Below are 15204 nucleotides of genomic sequence, written 5' to 3' on the forward strand. Positions count from 1 at the left end.
AGGGCAGACTGGGCCACCCGGCAGCTAAGCTGCTCTATTGTTCACGTTTGGTGCATATCAGCAGGGTATGACCGACCCCAAGGTTGTCCAGCCGCTGTTCAACGCTGAAACCTGCGCTCTCCAGGTAGCGATAGAACTTCTCTACGCTGTAAAACCGGCTATTGCCATTCGCCATACAGGTGAAATAGAGCGAGGTGGCATTCAGGCTGAAAGAGGCAGCTTCAAATTTCTGAGCATCCCAGAAAAGCTCCATGATGCACAAACATGCGCCTGGCTTCATGGCCTGTGCGACGCGCGTCAGCATGGCGACAATCTGATCCGGAGAGAAACAATCCAGGAACTGGCTCATCCACCAGACGTCGGCGTCACCCGGCAATGTTGCTGGGCTAAGCATATCGACAGCATGGAATGCAATACGATGAGAAAAACCTGCTTTTGCGATGTTTTCCTGCGCCAGCGCTATCTGCTGCGGCAGATCGAGGATCGTCACGGCAACATTTTTGTCATAGCGGCAGCAGCGTAACGACCATTTACCCGTATTTCCGCCCACATCGTACAATTTTGTCGGCGAGCTTGCGAATATATATGGCAACGCAGCGTCAAAAGCGGCGTCAGAATAGTAATGATCGAAGGCGAACCAGCTCTCTTTCGCCGGAGCAGGTAATTGGGATAACGCCGGGTAAATGGTTGGCCAGTTGCCAAACACGGCTAATCCGGCAGGTTTTTCCTCCTGCAGGGCGTCCGCCAGGTGAAATAGCCCCTGATAACAAACGTCCTGGGTGAAATCCATATTTACGCGGGTCATTTCGTCGTGCAGTAAAAAATGGCCCACTTTCGCCAGGAAATAACGTCCATTCTGTTGGGTAACGATTCGACCGCTTAATCCCATATCCAGCAGTACGCTGACGCCATAGCTGCCGAGCGTGCTGTGTTCGGTTATTTCCTCGAGGCTTGCCCCTTTTTTACCTTGTTTATCGAGCCAGGCGAGAACGCCTGAGTTACGCAGACAAAGCGCAGTCTGGAATAACATCGGGGCAAAGGCGATGCGCTGCGCTTCGGTAATGGCATCCAGTGCGCTGAGTGTGTCCTTTTCGTACATTCCTGCGTAACCTTTGAAGCTAATAAAGAGAGGTTATCGGGCCATACGCGGCCCGACTTTAGAAAAATATTACAGCGCGGCGCCAGCGGAGAGGTTCAGCTGAATATCGTGGTCGAGGTTATTTACCCAACGGTTATAATTTTTGTGAATTTTACCGTCTGCCGCTTTCAGGTTAAGGCTGTTTTCATAGTTGATTGAATAGCTTGTGGTCGTGTACGGAATACTCACCTGGACCGAGTGATCGCGTGACTGCAGACGCCCCTTAATCATTCCCGGGCCGGTTTCCGTCATGATCCAGTCGCGTTTTTGGCCTGCTTTCAAAATTGCCGTTTTTACCTGATCGGCAGTATGGCCCGCGCTTACAATAGAGTGAACCTGAGCAATTGGGGCGGTGCGCGCACAGCCTGCCAGTGCGCCAACGAATACGGCAGCAGCACACCATTTAACGATCTTTTTCATCAACAACTCCATATCAATAATAACAATTAAAGGTAGTGTTTTTTACAAATAATATTCATCCGGCTTTTTGTTATCGCTGGGTGTATTTTTTAATCAATATTAATGTTTACATTACGTTGACGCGAAGACGGGCATAATAACATGGAAAATAAATAAGAATTTCATTTTTTATAATTTGCGTTAAATCATGAGTTGCGTTTCAACGTAATGCGCGCGGCGTAATTAAAAACAGAATGAGTATCGCCTTAACGCAAATAAAAATACCGCGACGGATTAGGGACGCGGTAATTTACGGTGTATTACTGACGGTTTAAACCTACCTGTACAGGTAGGTCGGTTAGCCGGGTAACCGGCTTTTCGGCCTCCCCGGCCCGAGCAGGATCGCCAGCTTGCTGCCGCCTTTGGTGGTTTCCATCCAGATTTTACATACGCTGGTCAGGGGGACCGACAGCAGCATACCGACCGGGCCCAGCAGCCAGCCCCAAACCAGTAAGGATAAAAACACCACCAGCGTCGACATGCCCAGACGGTGTCCCATCATGCGCGGTTCAAGAATATTGCCCAGCACCATATGCACGACGAGGAACAGCGCGCCGACCAGCATGCATTCGTAGAAACCGTTAAACAGAAACGCCTGAATCATCGGCGGCACGGCGGAAAGCACCGCGCCAATATTGGGCACGTAGTTCAGCAGAAAGGCCAGCACGCCCCACATCAGCGCGAACTGCACGTCCATCAGCATCAGCCCCAGCCAGACAATCACCCCGGTCCAGACGCTCAGGAGCGTTTTCAGCGCCAGATATTTGGAGACGCCCTTCAGGGCCCGGTGTAGCCCGGCAATGTGAATTTGCGGATTGTTCAGCGCAAAGCGCAGCTTATAGGGTACGTGGCGAACTTCGAACAGCATAAACACCACCGTCATGACCAGCAGCAGAATGCTGGCCATCGCGCCGGAAAGCCCCGTCATCAAGGTGGTGGCGTAGGTCATGACCTTCTCGGAGTCCATCCTGCGCAGCATCCGTTCGGGTGAGATATGCAGATTGAGGAATGGCACCATCTCCTGCAGCGCGACAATTTTACGCGTCAGCTCTTTGTTGTACTGCGGCAGCATGGTGGAGAATTCGCTCAGCGATGCCGCCAGCACGCCGAAGAGCGCCGTCAGGCCAATCAGCATGACAATAACCACGATGGTGATGGCTACCGGACGGCTGACGCCCCGGCGTAAAAACCAGGTGACCAGAGGATTAAGCACGATGGCAAAAAAGAGCGCCAGCAGGAGCTGAACAATAATGTCAGCGGCAGCATGGATACCCGCAAGGATAACCACCAGACAGGCGAGTTTTAATAAGATGTGGAGTCCTGCTTTGTCGGACGGGTTAGCGATCATGCGTGTTCCTTAATATGATGACCCGATAAGTGTAGTGCCCGGGCTTCGCTTCGTCTGGCACCGTTAATCTGAAAGTCGGGGCTGATTTTCTTATTGCGCCGTGGTAATAGTGAAACACTGTTGTAAAAAATCCAGGTAGAACCCCATGCCCGAACCTGCCGCTGAACCGGCACTGAGCGGACTGCGCCTCAATCTGCGCATCGTTTCCGTTGTGATTTTCAACTTTGCCAGCTATTTGACCATCGGCCTGCCGCTGGCGGTCCTGCCGGGCTATGTCCATGACGTGATGGGCTTCAGCGCCTTCTGGGCGGGGCTGGTGATTAGCCTGCAATATTTCGCCACGCTCCTCAGCCGCCCGCATGCCGGGCGCTACGCGGACGCGTTCGGTCCAAAAAGCATCGTGGTGGTGGGACTGTGCGGCTGTTTCCTCAGTGGCCTGAGCTACCTGCTGGCTGCCGCAACCGGCCACTGGCCGCTGGTCAGCCTAGCGCTGCTCTGCCTGGGCCGCGTCATTCTGGGCATTGGGCAAAGTCTGGCGGGAACCGGCTCGACGCTGTGGGGCGTGGGGGTGGTAGGCGCGCCGCACATTGGCCGGGTGATCTCCTGGAACGGGATTGTCACCTACGGTGCGATGGCGCTCGGGGCGCCGCTCGGCGTGGCCTGCTATGCGCTTGGCGGGCTGTATGGGCTTTCCATCACCATTATGGCGGTCGCGCTGCTGGCAATCCTCTTTGCGCTGCCGCGTCCGAAAGTGAAGGCCAGCAAAGGCAAGCCGCTGCCGTTTCGGGCGGTGCTGGGGCGCGTCTGGCCGTACGGCATGGCGCTGGCGCTGGCGACCACCGGCTTCGGCGTGATTGCGACCTTCATTACCCTGTTCTACGACGCCAAAGGCTGGGACGGCGCAGCCTTTGCGTTAACCCTGTTTAGCTGTGCGTTTGTTGGCGCCCGCCTGCTTTTCCCTAACGGCATCAACCGCCTTGGCGGGCTGAATGTGGCGATGATCTGCTTTGCGATAGAGATTGTCGGGCTGCTGCTGACCGGAATTGCGATGGTGCCCTGGGTCGCGAAAGTGGGTGTGTTCCTCGCGGGGGCAGGCTTTTCCCTGGTCTTCCCGGCGCTGGGCGTGGTGGCGGTAAAAGCCGTGCCGCAGCAGAATCAGGGGGCGGCGCTGGCGACCTATACGGTGTTTATGGATATGTCTTTAGGCATTACCGGCCCGCTGGCGGGGCTGGTGATGGCCTGGGCAGGGGTTCCGGTGATCTATCTTGCCGCGGCGGGTCTGGTGGTGATTGCGCTGCTGCTGACGTGGCGGCTAAAAAAATGGCCCCCGGTGCAGGCACCGGAGGCCACGTCATCGTCGTGAAGCGTTACTGGATCACGATGGTGTTAATGATGTTTTCAGCAGCCGTCTGCGCTTTCTGCTGATCTTCGGCTGGCAGGGTGATCTGCAGGGTCAGCAGTTTGTTATCAACCTTGCCCAGCACCACAGAAGAGTAGGCGGTCTGGCCTTTTGCAGAGATGATGCTGTCGAGCTGTTGCAGCGTGTGGCCTTTCAGCTCGATGGATTTATTGGTCACGACCTGCAGCTGAGGATCGCGGCCGCGCTGCTGATCTTCCAGACGTTTGGACAGGACGGCCAGGTCTTCGCTGGTGTCGTCGCCCACAATCACAATGACCGCTTTCTGCCCGGTTGCGTCGGAGTAAACGTGCATGTTATTCGCCTGGGTGCCCAGTTTGCCGCTCTGATCGGTCATATCGGCTGGCAGAGAGAAGCTGAGTTTGCCATCCATCAGATTCACCGGCTGGCCGGTCGCGTTGCTCTCTGCGGATGCGCCCTGAGCAGGCGTTTTCGTGTCGCTGTTATCACAGGCTGCAAGACCCACAACCAGCAGGCCAATCCCGACATATTTAACCAGATTGCGCATTGACTTCTTCCTTTCGATAAACGGCCATAACGGCTCATTCGCTCATCTTATCACAACTGATAAAGCGAACCCTTAACCAGCCTGCAATGCCGTGATTTCAGATTTATCTGCCAGCCTTTTCAGCAGCATATTGAGCAGCACGCCGTACATCGGCAGGAAGAACACAATGCTGATAAGGACCTTGAAGCAGTAGTCCACCAGCGCGATTTCCATCCAGTGTTCGGCCATGAACGCATCCGGGCTGCGCCAGAAGGCGATGAAGAAGAAGGCCAGCGTATCGCTCACGTTACCGAACAGCGTGGAGGCGGTTGGCGCCATCCACCAGCGATGATTTTGACGCAGGCGGTTAAACACATGCACGTCGAGGATCTGCCCCAGCGCGTAGGCCATAAAGCTTGCCGCGGCGATACGGGCAACAAACAGGTTGAAGTGGGTTAACGCCTCAAAGCCCTGCCAGCTTCCCATATAAAACAGTGACGAAACCACGTACGAGATGAACAGCGCCGGGAGCATGACCGAAAAAATAATACGGCGAGCCAGCGATGCGCCAAAGATACGCACGGTCAAATCCGTCGCGAGGAAAATAAACGGGAAGCTGAATGCGCCCCAGGTGGTATGAAAACCAAAGATGGAGATTGGGAGCTGCACCAGATAGTTGCTGGAGGTGATCACCAGCAAATGGAAAAGCGAAAGCCAGAACAACGCTTTTACGCGCTGTGATTCAGAAAACGACGTCATATTGTGACCTTTTTATACGTTGGGGTGAGGGAACCCAATAAAAACCGCAGCATGATACTGCTTTGGCAGGACATTGCAATGGTTAGTTTTTACGCAATCGTTAACCTGGTTTGCATTGATCGCAACCGGGCGTAAACTACAGCCGTTTTTACCAGACCGAGAAGACCATGACCGACCTGTTTTCCAGCCCAGACCACACTCTTGATGCCCAGGGCCTTCGCTGCCCGGAACCGGTAATGATGGTACGCAAAACCGTGCGCAACATGCAGACCGGTGAAACGCTGCTGATTATTGCCGACGACCCGGCCACGACCCGCGATATTCCCGGTTTTTGTACCTTTATGGAGCATGAGCTGGTGGCACAGCAGACCGAGGCGCTGCCGTACCGGTATTTGATTCGTAAGGGGTAGATGGGCTGGCGTTGCTGTAGGTCGGGTAAGGCGAGGCCGCCACCCGACGAATATGTGTCCTCTGCGGCCTGATGCCCTCACCCCGCCCCTCTCCCACGGGGAGAGGGTGCAAACACTAAAAACGGCAATCTTTGATTGCCGTTTTGCGTTTACCTAGCCTTTCATCCACGCGCGGATCCCGTCCAGGAACATCTGCGTTGCCATCATCACCAGAATCAGCCCCATCAGGCGCTCCAGCGCGTTCACTCCTTTCTCACCCAGCAGGCGCAGGAACAGCGACGACTGCAGCAGGATGATAAACGTCCCGCCCCAGGCGATCAGCAGGGCAATCACCAGATGGCTCATCTGGTTCGGATACTGATGCGACAGCAGCATCAGCGTGGCCAGAATGGTCGGCCCGGCGACGAGTGGAATCGCCAGCGGCACGATAAACGGCTCTTCACCCGCGGGCAGGCCGCTGCTGCTGCCTTCCGCGCTTGGGAAAATCATCTTAATAGCAATCAGGAACAGAATAATCCCGCCGGAAATCGACACGGTTTCGGCGCGCAGGTTCAGGAACGCGAGAATTTTTTCACCGGCAAACAGGAAGATAAACATCACCAGCAGGGCGATGAGCAGCTCGCGGATCATGATCGCCCGGCGGCGCTTCGGCTCGGTGTGCTTCAGCACCGACATGAAGATAGGCAGATTTCCCAGTGGATCCATAATCAGGATCAATAAAACCGCCGCGGAAATGATTTCACTCATCTTTAAATTATCCCTGATACTTAGTAGTGTTATTCCGATGATTAGCGCTTTTTCTGATTGCCGGGCAATCATCGATTAATTTCGCTTGCGACTTTGGCAGCATTTTGTAATGTGAAGCATATCCCAGTTCAATACTGGCTTGCACAATCAGCACACACCCTCAGCAGGAAAAAAATGCTATGAAAAACGTTGGTTTTATCGGCTGGCGCGGTATGGTCGGCTCTGTACTCATGCAACGCATGGTTGAAGAGCGCGATTTCGACGCTATCCGCCCGGTCTTCTTCTCCACTTCCCAGCTCGGCCAGGCTGCTCCGTCCTTTGGTGGTACCACAGGCACGTTGCAGGATGCTTACGATCTGGAAGCGCTGAAGGCACTCGACATTATTGTGACGTGCCAGGGCGGCGATTATACCAACGAAATCTATCCAAAGCTGCGTGAAAGCGGCTGGCAGGGCTACTGGATTGACGCGGCCTCTTCGCTGCGTATGAAAGACGATGCCATCATTATTCTTGACCCGGTGAACCAGGGCGTCATCACCGACGGCCTGAACAACGGCGTGAAAACCTTTGTCGGCGGTAACTGCACCGTCAGCCTGATGCTGATGTCCCTCGGCGGCCTGTTCGCGCAGGATCTGGTGGAGTGGGTCTCCGTGGCGACCTACCAGGCGGCGTCCGGCGGCGGCGCGCGTCACATGCGCGAGCTGCTGACCCAGATGGGCCAGCTGCACCAAAGCGTCGCGACCGAGCTGGCAAACCCGGCGTCCGCGATCCTTGATATCGAACGTAAGGTCACTCAGCTGACCCGCAGCGGCGAGCTGCCGGTGGACAACTTCGGCGTACCGCTGGCCGGTGGTCTGATCCCATGGATCGACAAACAGCTGGATAACGGCCAGACCCGCGAAGAGTGGAAGGGCCAGGCTGAGACCAACAAAATCCTCGCGACCGCGAACACCATTCCGGTTGACGGCCTGTGCGTGCGTATCGGCGCGCTGCGCTGCCACAGCCAGGCCTTCACCATTAAACTGAAAAAAGATGTGTCTATTCCGACCGTTGAAGAGCTGCTGGCCGCGCACAACCCGTGGGCGAAAGTGGTGCCAAACGATCGCGATATCACCATGCGCGAGCTGACCCCGGCTGCCGTTACCGGCACGCTGACCACGCCGGTTGGCCGTCTGCGCAAGCTGAACATGGGGCCGGAGTATCTCTCCGCGTTCACCGTCGGCGACCAGCTCCTGTGGGGCGCCGCCGAGCCGCTGCGCCGCATGCTGCGCCAGCTGGCGTAATAATTTGTTAACTACCGGGGGTGATTTTCACCCCCTTTTTTTGCGTACTACATGGAGTAACACGCGTATGTCTTATTTTTTATCAGGAGTCATCTAGAGCGTTGGCTATGCTTTAAGGAAGAGTCATTTCTTACCTGAGGTTCGAACGGAGCAGAATGGATGCACATTTTTGTGCTGTCCCGTTCAGGTCACATTAAAAGTCGTCCCGGAGCGCTTAAAAAGGACGACATAAAAAACAGGATGAATACCATGTCCGATCGTGTGGATAGAGACGTGATTAATGCGCTTATTGCGGGTCATTTTGCTGACCCCTTTTCTGTGCTTGGGATGCATCAAACTGAGGATGGCCTTGAAGTTCGGGCACTGTTACCGGATGCCACAGAAGTCTGGGTGATTGAACCCAAAACCGGCCGCAAGGTCGGTAATCTTGAATGCCTCGATTCCCGTGGCTTTTTCTCGGGCGTGATGCCCCGCCGTAAAAACCCTTTTCGCTATCAGCTCGCCGTTCTCTGGCACGGTCAGCAAAACCTGATTGACGATCCTTACAGCTTTGGCCCGCTGCTTAAAGAGATGGATGCCTGGCTGCTCTCCGAAGGAACGCATCTTCGCCCTTATGAAACGCTGGGTGCCCATGCCGATACCATGGACGGCATTACCGGCACGCGATTCTCCGTGTGGGCGCCTAACGCCCAGCGCGTCTCCGTTGTCGGCCAGTTCAACTATTGGGACGGTCGCCGCCATCCGATGCGCCTGCGCCGGGAAAGCGGCATCTGGGAGCTGTTTATCCCTGGAGCGCACCCCGGGCAGCTTTATAAATTCGAGATGATCGACGCCAACGGCAAGCTGCGCATTAAAGCTGACCCGTATGCCTTCGAAGCGCAGATGCGCCCGGATACCGCGTCGCTGATTTGCGGCCTGCCGGAGAAGGTCGTCCAGACGGAGGAGCGCAAACAGGCCAACCGCTTTGATGCGCCGATCTCCGTCTATGAGGTACACCTTGGCTCCTGGCGTCGCCATACCGATAACAACTTCTGGCTCAGCTACCGGGAGCTTGCCGACCAGCTGGTGCCCTACGCCAAATGGATGGGCTTTACCCACCTTGAACTGCTGCCGGTCAACGAGCATCCGTTCGACGGCAGCTGGGGCTATCAGCCCACCGGGCTGTATGCGCCAACGCGCCGCTTCGGCACGCGCGATGACTTCCGCTATTTCATTGATGCCGCGCATGCCGCCGGGCTGAACGTCATCCTCGACTGGGTGCCGGGCCATTTCCCGTCGGATGACTTTGCGCTGGCAGAGTTTGACGGCACGAAGCTGTACGAGCACAGCGACCCGCGCGAAGGCTATCACCAGGACTGGAACACGCTGATCTATAACTACGGTCGCCGTGAGGTCGCAAACTACCTGGTCGGGAATGCCCTGTACTGGATCGAGCGGTTTGGCATTGATGCCCTGCGCGTCGATGCGGTGGCGTCGATGATCTACCGCGACTACAGCCGCAAAGAGGGCGAGTGGATCCCGAACGAGTTTGGCGGCCGTGAAAATCTGGAAGCGATTGAATTCCTGCGCAATACCAACCGGATTATCGGCGAACAGGTGGACGGTGCCGTGACCATGGCGGAAGAGTCGACCGACTTTGCGGGCGTCTCCCGTCCGCCGTCATCAGGCGGCCTGGGGTTCTGGTATAAGTGGAACCTGGGCTGGATGCACGACACGCTCGACTACATGAAGCTGGATCCGGTTCACCGTAAGTATCATCACGATAAGCTGACGTTCGGGATGCTCTACAACTACACCGAAAACTTCATGCTGCCGCTGTCGCACGATGAAGTGGTGCACGGCAAAAAATCCATTCTCGACCGCATGCCGGGCGACGCGTGGCAGAAGTTTGCCAACCTGCGCGCCTACTACGGCTGGATGTTTGCCTTTCCGGGCAAGAAACTGCTGTTTATGGGCAATGAGTTCGCCCAGGGACGCGAGTGGAACCACGACGCCAGCCTCGACTGGCACCTGCTGGAAGGCGGCGACAACTGGCACCACGGGGTGCAGCGTCTGGTGCGCGACCTGAACCTGACCTACCGCCACCACAAAGCGCTGCACGAGCTCGACTTCGATCCGTACGGCTTTGAGTGGCTGGTGGTGGACGACCACGAGCGCTCGGTGTTTGTCTTTGTGCGTCGTGACAAAGCGGGTAACGAGATCGTCGTCGCCAGCAACTTCACGCCGGTGCCGCGCGAACATTACCGCTTCGGCATTAACCAACCGGGCAAATGGCGCGAGATCCTGAATACCGACTCGATGCACTATCACGGCAGCAACGCCGGTAACGGCGGGCTGGTCCAGAGCGACGCCATCGAAAGCCACGGGCGACCCAACTCCCTGAGCCTGACGCTGCCGCCGCTTGGCACCATCTGGCTGATGCGGGAGGGCGAATGACGCAGCTTACGGCAGGTAAACCCGAACCGCTCGGCGCACGTTTTGACGGAAAGGGTGTCAATTTCACCCTCTTTTCCGCTCACGCTGAGCGGGTAGAACTGTGCGTGTTTGATGGGGAAGGTAACGAGCACCGTTACGATTTACCCGCGCGCACGGGGGATACCTGGCACGGCTACCTGGCCGGAGGACGGCCAGGCATGCACTATGGCTTTCGCGTACATGGTCCGTGGGATCCGGCGCAGGGGCACTGGTTTAACCCGGCGAAGCTGTTGATTGACCCGTGCGCGCACCGCGTGGACGGCGAATTTAAAGACGACCCGCTGTTCCACGTGGGCTACGGCGAGCCCGACCACCGCGACAGCGCGCCCGTCGCGCCAAAAAGCGTGGTGGTAAACGATCTTTATGACTGGGAAGACGATGCCCCGCCGCAGACGCCGTGGGGCAATACCGTCATTTATGAAGCCCACGTCAAAGGGCTGACGTACCTGCACCCGTCGATCCCCAAAGAGATGCGCGGCACCTATAAGGCGCTCGGGCATCCCACCATGATTGCCTACCTGAAACACCTCGGCATCACCGCGCTGGAACTGTTGCCCGTCGCCCACTTTGCCAGCGAGCCGCGCCTGCAGCGGCTGGGGCTAAGCAACTACTGGGGCTACAACCCGCTGGCGATGTTCGCGCTTGAGCCACGCTATGCCGCCCATCCGGAAAAGGCGCGGGACGAGTTTCGCGATGCGGTGAAGGCGCTCCATACGGCGGGCATTGAGGTCATTCTGGACGTCGTGCTCAACCACAGTGCCGAAAGCGATCTCGACGGTCCGACGCTCTCCATGCGCGGAATTGATAACCGTAGCTATTATTGGATCAGGCAGGATGGCGATTATGAGAACTGGACCGGCTGCGGTAACACGCTCAACCTCAGCCATCCGGCGGTCACGCATTTTGCTTATGAATGCCTGAAATACTGGGTGGAGACGTTCCACGTCGACGGTTTTCGTTTCGATCTGGCGCCAGTGATGGGGCGCACGCCAGCGTTCAGCCAGCAGGCGCCGCTGTTTGAGGCGATAAAAAACTGTCCGGTGCTCTCGCAGGTGAAGCTCATTGCCGAGCCGTGGGACATCGGGGAAGGCGGTTATCAGGTCGGGAATTTCCCGCCGCTGTTTGCCGAGTGGAACGATCACTACCGCGATGCCGCGCGCCGCTTCTGGCTGGAACGGAATCTTTCGCTGGGGGAGTTCGCCGGACGCTTTGCCGCTTCAAGCGATCTCTTTAAGCGCGACGGCAAACGCCCGTCGGCCACCGTCAATCTGTTGACGGCACACGACGGTTTTACGCTCAGGGACTGCGTTTGTTTCAATCAGAAACACAATGAGGCAAACGGCGAAGAGAATCGCGATGGTACTAACAATAACCATAGCTTTAATCATGGTATAGAAGGGTTAGGCGGAAGCCTTGACGTCATCGAGCGGCGACGCGCCAGCGTTCACGCTTTGCTGACAACGCTTTTATTGTCGCAGGGCACGCCGATGCTGCTGGCAGGCGATGAACACGGCCACAGCCAGCACGGTAACAACAATGCGTATTGCCAGGACAACACGTTAACCTGGCTCGACTGGGGTGAAGCCAACAGCGGGCTGATTCATTTTACCGCTGCGCTGATCCATCTTCGCCAGCAGATCCCCGCGCTGACCGCCGACCGCTGGTGGGAAGAGGGTGACGGCAACGTTCGCTGGTTGAATCAAGACGCGCAACCGTTAAGCGCGCAAGAGTGGCAACACGGCGTACCACGCCTGCAAATCCTGCTGTCGGATAAATGGCTGGTCACGCTGAACGCGACGGATGACGTCGCAGAGATTGTTTTACCTGAAGGGGAATGGCGAGCTGTTCCCCCCTTTGCCGGAGCGGATAATCCGGTAGTAATGGCTGTCTGGCACGGGCCTGCGCACGGAGTGTGCGTATTCCAAAGATGATAAAAAAGGAGTTAGTCATGGTTAGATTAGAGAAGAACGATCCCTTAATGTTGGCGCGCCAGCTACCATTAAAAACGGTTGCCCTGATACTTGCGGGTGGACGTGGTACCCGTCTGAAAGATTTGACCATCAAGCGCGCGAAACCGGCCGTTCACTTTGGTGGTAAGTTCCGTATCATCGACTTTGCGCTCTCCAACTGCCTTAACTCGGGCATTCGCCGTATTGGCGTCATTACGCAGTATCAGTCGCACACGCTGGTTCAGCATATCCAGCGCGGCTGGTCATTCTTCAGCGAAGAGATGAACGAGTTTGTCGATCTCCTTCCCGCTCAGCAACGCGTCCACGGTGAGAACTGGTACCGCGGAACGGCGGATGCAGTGACGCAGAACCTCGACATCATTCGCCGCTATAACGCGGAATACATCGTGATCCTCGCCGGGGACCATATCTACAAGCAAGATTACTCCCACATGCTCATCGACCACGTCGAAAAAGGGGCGCGCTGCACCGTAGCGTGTCTGCCTGTGCCCGTTGCTGAAGCGACGGCGTTTGGCGTGATGCACGTGGATGCCGACGACAAAATTATCGACTTTGTTGAAAAGCCGGCGAACCCGCCAACCATGCCCGGCGATGACACCAAATCGCTCGCCAGCATGGGGATTTATGTCTTTGATGCAGATTATCTTTATGAGCTGCTGGAAGACGATGACAAAGACGAAAACTCCAGCCACGACTTCGGTAAAGACATCATTCCGAAAATCACTAAAGCTGGCATGGCCTATGCACATCCTTTCCCGCTGTCCTGCGTGCAGTCCGACCCCAATGCGGAACCTTACTGGCGCGATGTGGGAACTCTGGAAGCGTACTGGAAAGCGAACCTCGACCTGGCGTCGGTCACGCCTGAGCTGGATATGTACGACCAGAACTGGCCGATTCGTACCCATATGGAATCGCTGCCGCCGGCCAAATTCGTGCAGGACCGCTCCGGCAGCCACGGTATGACGCTGAACTCGCTGGTGTCCGGCGGGTGCATTATTTCAGGCTCTGTGGTGGTGCAGTCGGTGCTGTTCCCCCGTGTGCGGATAAATTCATTCTGTAATATCGATTCGGCAGTCTTACTGCCTGATGTCTGGGTAGGGCGCTCGTGCCGTCTGCGTCGCTGCGTTATCGATCGTGCCTGCGTCATTCCAGAAGGGATGGTGATTGGTGAGAACGCGGAAGAAGACGCGCGTCGTTTCTATCGTTCGGAAGAGGGGATCGTGTTAGTCACACGGGAAATGTTGCGGAAGCTGCAGATCAAACAGGAGCGATGATGCAGGTTTTACATGTATGTTCTGAGATGTTCCCGTTGTTAAAAACGGGCGGTCTGGCAGATGTTCTGGGTGCATTACCGGCAGCGCAAATCGCCGGAGGCGTGGATACCCGAGTCCTGCTGCCCGCCTTTCCGGATATCCGGCGTGGAATTCCCGATGCAAAAGTGGTGACCCGCCGTGAGACCTTCGCCGGACGCATCACCCTGCTGTTTGGACATTACAATGGCGTAGGGATTTACCTGATCGACGCGCCGCACTTATACGATCGACCGGGCAGCCCGTATCACGATACGAACCTGTTCGCCTACACCGATAACGTGCTGCGCTTTGCGCTGCTCGGCTGGGTCGGGGCAGAAATGGCGACGGGGCTGGATCCGTTCTGGCGCCCGGATGTGGTGCACGCGCACGACTGGCACGCCGGGCTTGCCCCGGCGTATCTCGCGGCGCGCGGCCATCCGGCGAAATCGGTCTTTACCGTGCATAACCTGGCGTATCAGGGGATGTACTATGCCCATCACATGAGTGAAATCGATCTGCCATTATCGTTCTATAACATGCACGGGCTGGAATTTAACGGGCAGATCTCGTTCCTGAAAGCCGGGCTGTATTACGCCGATCATATTACCGCCGTGAGCCCAACCTACGCGCGTGAGATCACCCAGCCGGAGTTTGGCTACGGCATGGAAGGGTTGCTGCAACAGCGCCACCGCGAAGGCCGCCTGTCAGGCATTCTGAACGGCGTGGATGAACAGATCTGGAGCCCGGAAACCGATCTCCTGCTGGCGGCGCGCTATGGCCGTGATTCCGTGGAAGACAAAGCGGAGAACAAACGCCAGCTGCAGATTGCAATGGGCCTGAAGGTTAACGATAAAGTGCCGCTGTTCGCGGTGGTCAGCCGCCTGACCAGCCAGAAAGGGCTGGATCTGGTGCTGGAGGCGTTGCCCGGTTTACTGGAGCAGGGCGGACAGCTGGCGCTGCTCGGCGCGGGCGACCCGGTGCTGCAGGAAGGCTTCCTTGCCGCTGCGGCGGAACATCCGGGGCAGGTGGGCGTGCAGATTGGCTATCACGAAGCGTTCTCGCACCGCATCATGGGAGGCGCGGACGTCATCCTGGTGCCGAGCCGTTTCGAACCCTGCGGCCTGACGCAGCTTTACGGCCTGAAATACGGCACGCTGCCGCTGGTGCGCCGCACGGGCGGACTGGCGGATACCGTATCCGATAGCTCTCTGGAAAACCTGGCGGACGGTATCGCCAGCGGGTTTGTCTTTGAGGACAGTAATGCCTGGTCGCTGCTTCGGGCGATTCGGCGTGCTTTCGTCTTGTGGTCCCGTCCATCGCTCTGGCGTTACGTTCAGCGTCAGGCGATGTCCATGGACTTTAGCTGGCATGTTGCGGCGCAGTCATACCGCGATCTCTATCAACGCTTGATGTAACGAG

Annotated in this window: 13 protein-coding genes; 7 read left to right on the forward strand and 6 right to left on the reverse strand. The window is 56.8% G+C overall.

Features of this window, described 5'->3' with window-relative positions:
* Positions 1 to 34: 34 nt before the first annotated feature.
* From HCH49_RS17935 to HCH49_RS17945, 3 genes are all read right to left on the reverse strand, one after another.
* Complete coding sequence (locus HCH49_RS17935; RefSeq protein WP_221703142.1) at positions 35 to 1099, reverse strand: class I SAM-dependent methyltransferase; 1065 nt, start codon at positions 1097 to 1099, stop codon at positions 35 to 37.
* Between the two features lie 69 nt (positions 1100 to 1168).
* A complete protein-coding gene (locus tag HCH49_RS17940) occupies positions 1169 to 1558 on the reverse strand; it encodes a hypothetical protein (RefSeq protein ID WP_221703143.1) in 390 nt (129 codons plus the stop codon).
* Between the two features lie 337 nt (positions 1559 to 1895).
* A complete protein-coding gene (locus HCH49_RS17945) occupies positions 1896 to 2945 on the reverse strand; it encodes an AI-2E family transporter (protein WP_032662225.1) in 1050 nt (349 codons plus the stop codon).
* Positions 2946 to 3090: 145 nt separating this feature from the next.
* Between HCH49_RS17945 and HCH49_RS17950 the strand changes: the two genes are divergently transcribed.
* Complete coding sequence (locus tag HCH49_RS17950) at positions 3091 to 4308, forward strand: MFS transporter (protein WP_039263064.1); 1218 nt, start codon at positions 3091 to 3093, stop codon at positions 4306 to 4308.
* Positions 4309 to 4312: 4 nt separating this feature from the next.
* Here HCH49_RS17950 and HCH49_RS17955 read toward each other — a convergent pair whose 3' ends face one another.
* The gene (locus HCH49_RS17955) at positions 4313 to 4870 is read right to left on the reverse strand and encodes a DcrB family lipoprotein (protein ID WP_023309515.1); all 558 of its coding nucleotides are present in this window, start codon (positions 4868 to 4870) and stop codon (positions 4313 to 4315) included.
* 72 nt (positions 4871 to 4942) lie between these two features.
* Positions 4943 to 5608: a 7-cyano-7-deazaguanine/7-aminomethyl-7-deazaguanine transporter gene (locus HCH49_RS17960; protein ID WP_033146835.1), complete on the reverse strand. Its 666-nt coding sequence runs from the start codon at positions 5606 to 5608 to the stop codon at positions 4943 to 4945.
* 167 nt (positions 5609 to 5775) lie between these two features.
* On the opposite strand from HCH49_RS17960, the gene tusA reads away from it, so the two are divergent.
* Positions 5776 to 6018, forward strand: a complete 243-nt coding sequence (gene tusA / locus HCH49_RS17965; RefSeq protein ID WP_008503071.1) for a sulfurtransferase TusA — start codon at positions 5776 to 5778, stop codon at positions 6016 to 6018.
* Between the two features lie 153 nt (positions 6019 to 6171).
* Here the strand turns inward: tusA and yhgN are convergent, their stop codons facing one another.
* On the reverse strand, positions 6172 to 6765 hold the full coding sequence (yhgN, locus tag HCH49_RS17970; protein ID WP_003861574.1) for an NAAT family transporter YhgN: 594 nt from the start codon (positions 6763 to 6765) through the stop codon (positions 6172 to 6174).
* Positions 6766 to 6944: 179 nt separating this feature from the next.
* On the opposite strand from yhgN, the gene asd reads away from it, so the two are divergent.
* The 5 genes from asd (at position 6945) to glgA (ending at position 15200) form a co-directional block, all read left to right on the forward strand.
* Positions 6945 to 8048 (forward strand): aspartate-semialdehyde dehydrogenase, encoded by a 1104-nt coding sequence (gene asd / locus HCH49_RS17975; RefSeq protein ID WP_033146834.1) that lies wholly within the window; start codon positions 6945 to 6947, stop codon positions 8046 to 8048.
* Between the two features lie 249 nt (positions 8049 to 8297).
* On the forward strand, positions 8298 to 10484 hold the full coding sequence (gene glgB, locus HCH49_RS17980) for a 1,4-alpha-glucan branching enzyme (protein ID WP_047059922.1): 2187 nt from the start codon (positions 8298 to 8300) through the stop codon (positions 10482 to 10484).
* Positions 10481 to 12454: a glycogen debranching protein GlgX gene (gene glgX, locus HCH49_RS17985; protein ID WP_047059850.1), complete on the forward strand. Its 1974-nt coding sequence runs from the start codon at positions 10481 to 10483 to the stop codon at positions 12452 to 12454. Before glgB ends, glgX begins: the two co-directional genes overlap by 4 nt.
* 17 nt (positions 12455 to 12471) lie before the next feature.
* Positions 12472 to 13767: a glucose-1-phosphate adenylyltransferase gene (gene glgC / locus HCH49_RS17990; RefSeq protein WP_023337914.1), complete on the forward strand. Its 1296-nt coding sequence runs from the start codon at positions 12472 to 12474 to the stop codon at positions 13765 to 13767.
* Positions 13767 to 15200, forward strand: coding sequence for a glycogen synthase GlgA (gene glgA, locus HCH49_RS17995; RefSeq protein WP_023309509.1), 1434 nt, complete (start codon positions 13767 to 13769; stop codon positions 15198 to 15200). The genes glgC and glgA overlap by 1 nt, the downstream gene beginning before the upstream one ends.
* Positions 15201 to 15204 lie beyond the last annotated feature (4 nt).

This window comes from Enterobacter sp. Y17, assembly GCF_019730495.1.
Taxonomy (GTDB): domain Bacteria; phylum Pseudomonadota; class Gammaproteobacteria; order Enterobacterales; family Enterobacteriaceae; genus Enterobacter; species Enterobacter asburiae_B.

Coding starts and splice junctions, on each gene's coding strand:
- HCH49_RS17935 (WP_221703142.1), bottom strand. CDS start 1,099: ATGTACGAAAAGGACACACTCAGCGCACTGGATGCCATTACCGAAGCG.
- HCH49_RS17940 (WP_221703143.1), bottom strand. CDS start 1,558: ATGAAAAAGATCGTTAAATGGTGTGCTGCTGCCGTATTCGTTGGCGCA.
- HCH49_RS17945 (WP_032662225.1), bottom strand. CDS start 2,945: ATGATCGCTAACCCGTCCGACAAAGCAGGACTCCACATCTTATTAAAA.
- HCH49_RS17950 (WP_039263064.1), top strand. CDS start 3,091: ATGCCCGAACCTGCCGCTGAACCGGCACTGAGCGGACTGCGCCTCAAT.
- HCH49_RS17955 (WP_023309515.1), bottom strand. CDS start 4,870: ATGCGCAATCTGGTTAAATATGTCGGGATTGGCCTGCTGGTTGTGGGT.
- HCH49_RS17960 (WP_033146835.1), bottom strand. CDS start 5,608: ATGACGTCGTTTTCTGAATCACAGCGCGTAAAAGCGTTGTTCTGGCTT.
- tusA (WP_008503071.1), top strand. CDS start 5,776: ATGACCGACCTGTTTTCCAGCCCAGACCACACTCTTGATGCCCAGGGC.
- yhgN (WP_003861574.1), bottom strand. CDS start 6,765: ATGAGTGAAATCATTTCCGCGGCGGTTTTATTGATCCTGATTATGGAT.
- asd (WP_033146834.1), top strand. CDS start 6,945: ATGAAAAACGTTGGTTTTATCGGCTGGCGCGGTATGGTCGGCTCTGTA.
- glgB (WP_047059922.1), top strand. CDS start 8,298: ATGTCCGATCGTGTGGATAGAGACGTGATTAATGCGCTTATTGCGGGT.
- glgX (WP_047059850.1), top strand. CDS start 10,481: ATGACGCAGCTTACGGCAGGTAAACCCGAACCGCTCGGCGCACGTTTT.
- glgC (WP_023337914.1), top strand. CDS start 12,472: ATGGTTAGATTAGAGAAGAACGATCCCTTAATGTTGGCGCGCCAGCTA.
- glgA (WP_023309509.1), top strand. CDS start 13,767: ATGCAGGTTTTACATGTATGTTCTGAGATGTTCCCGTTGTTAAAAACG.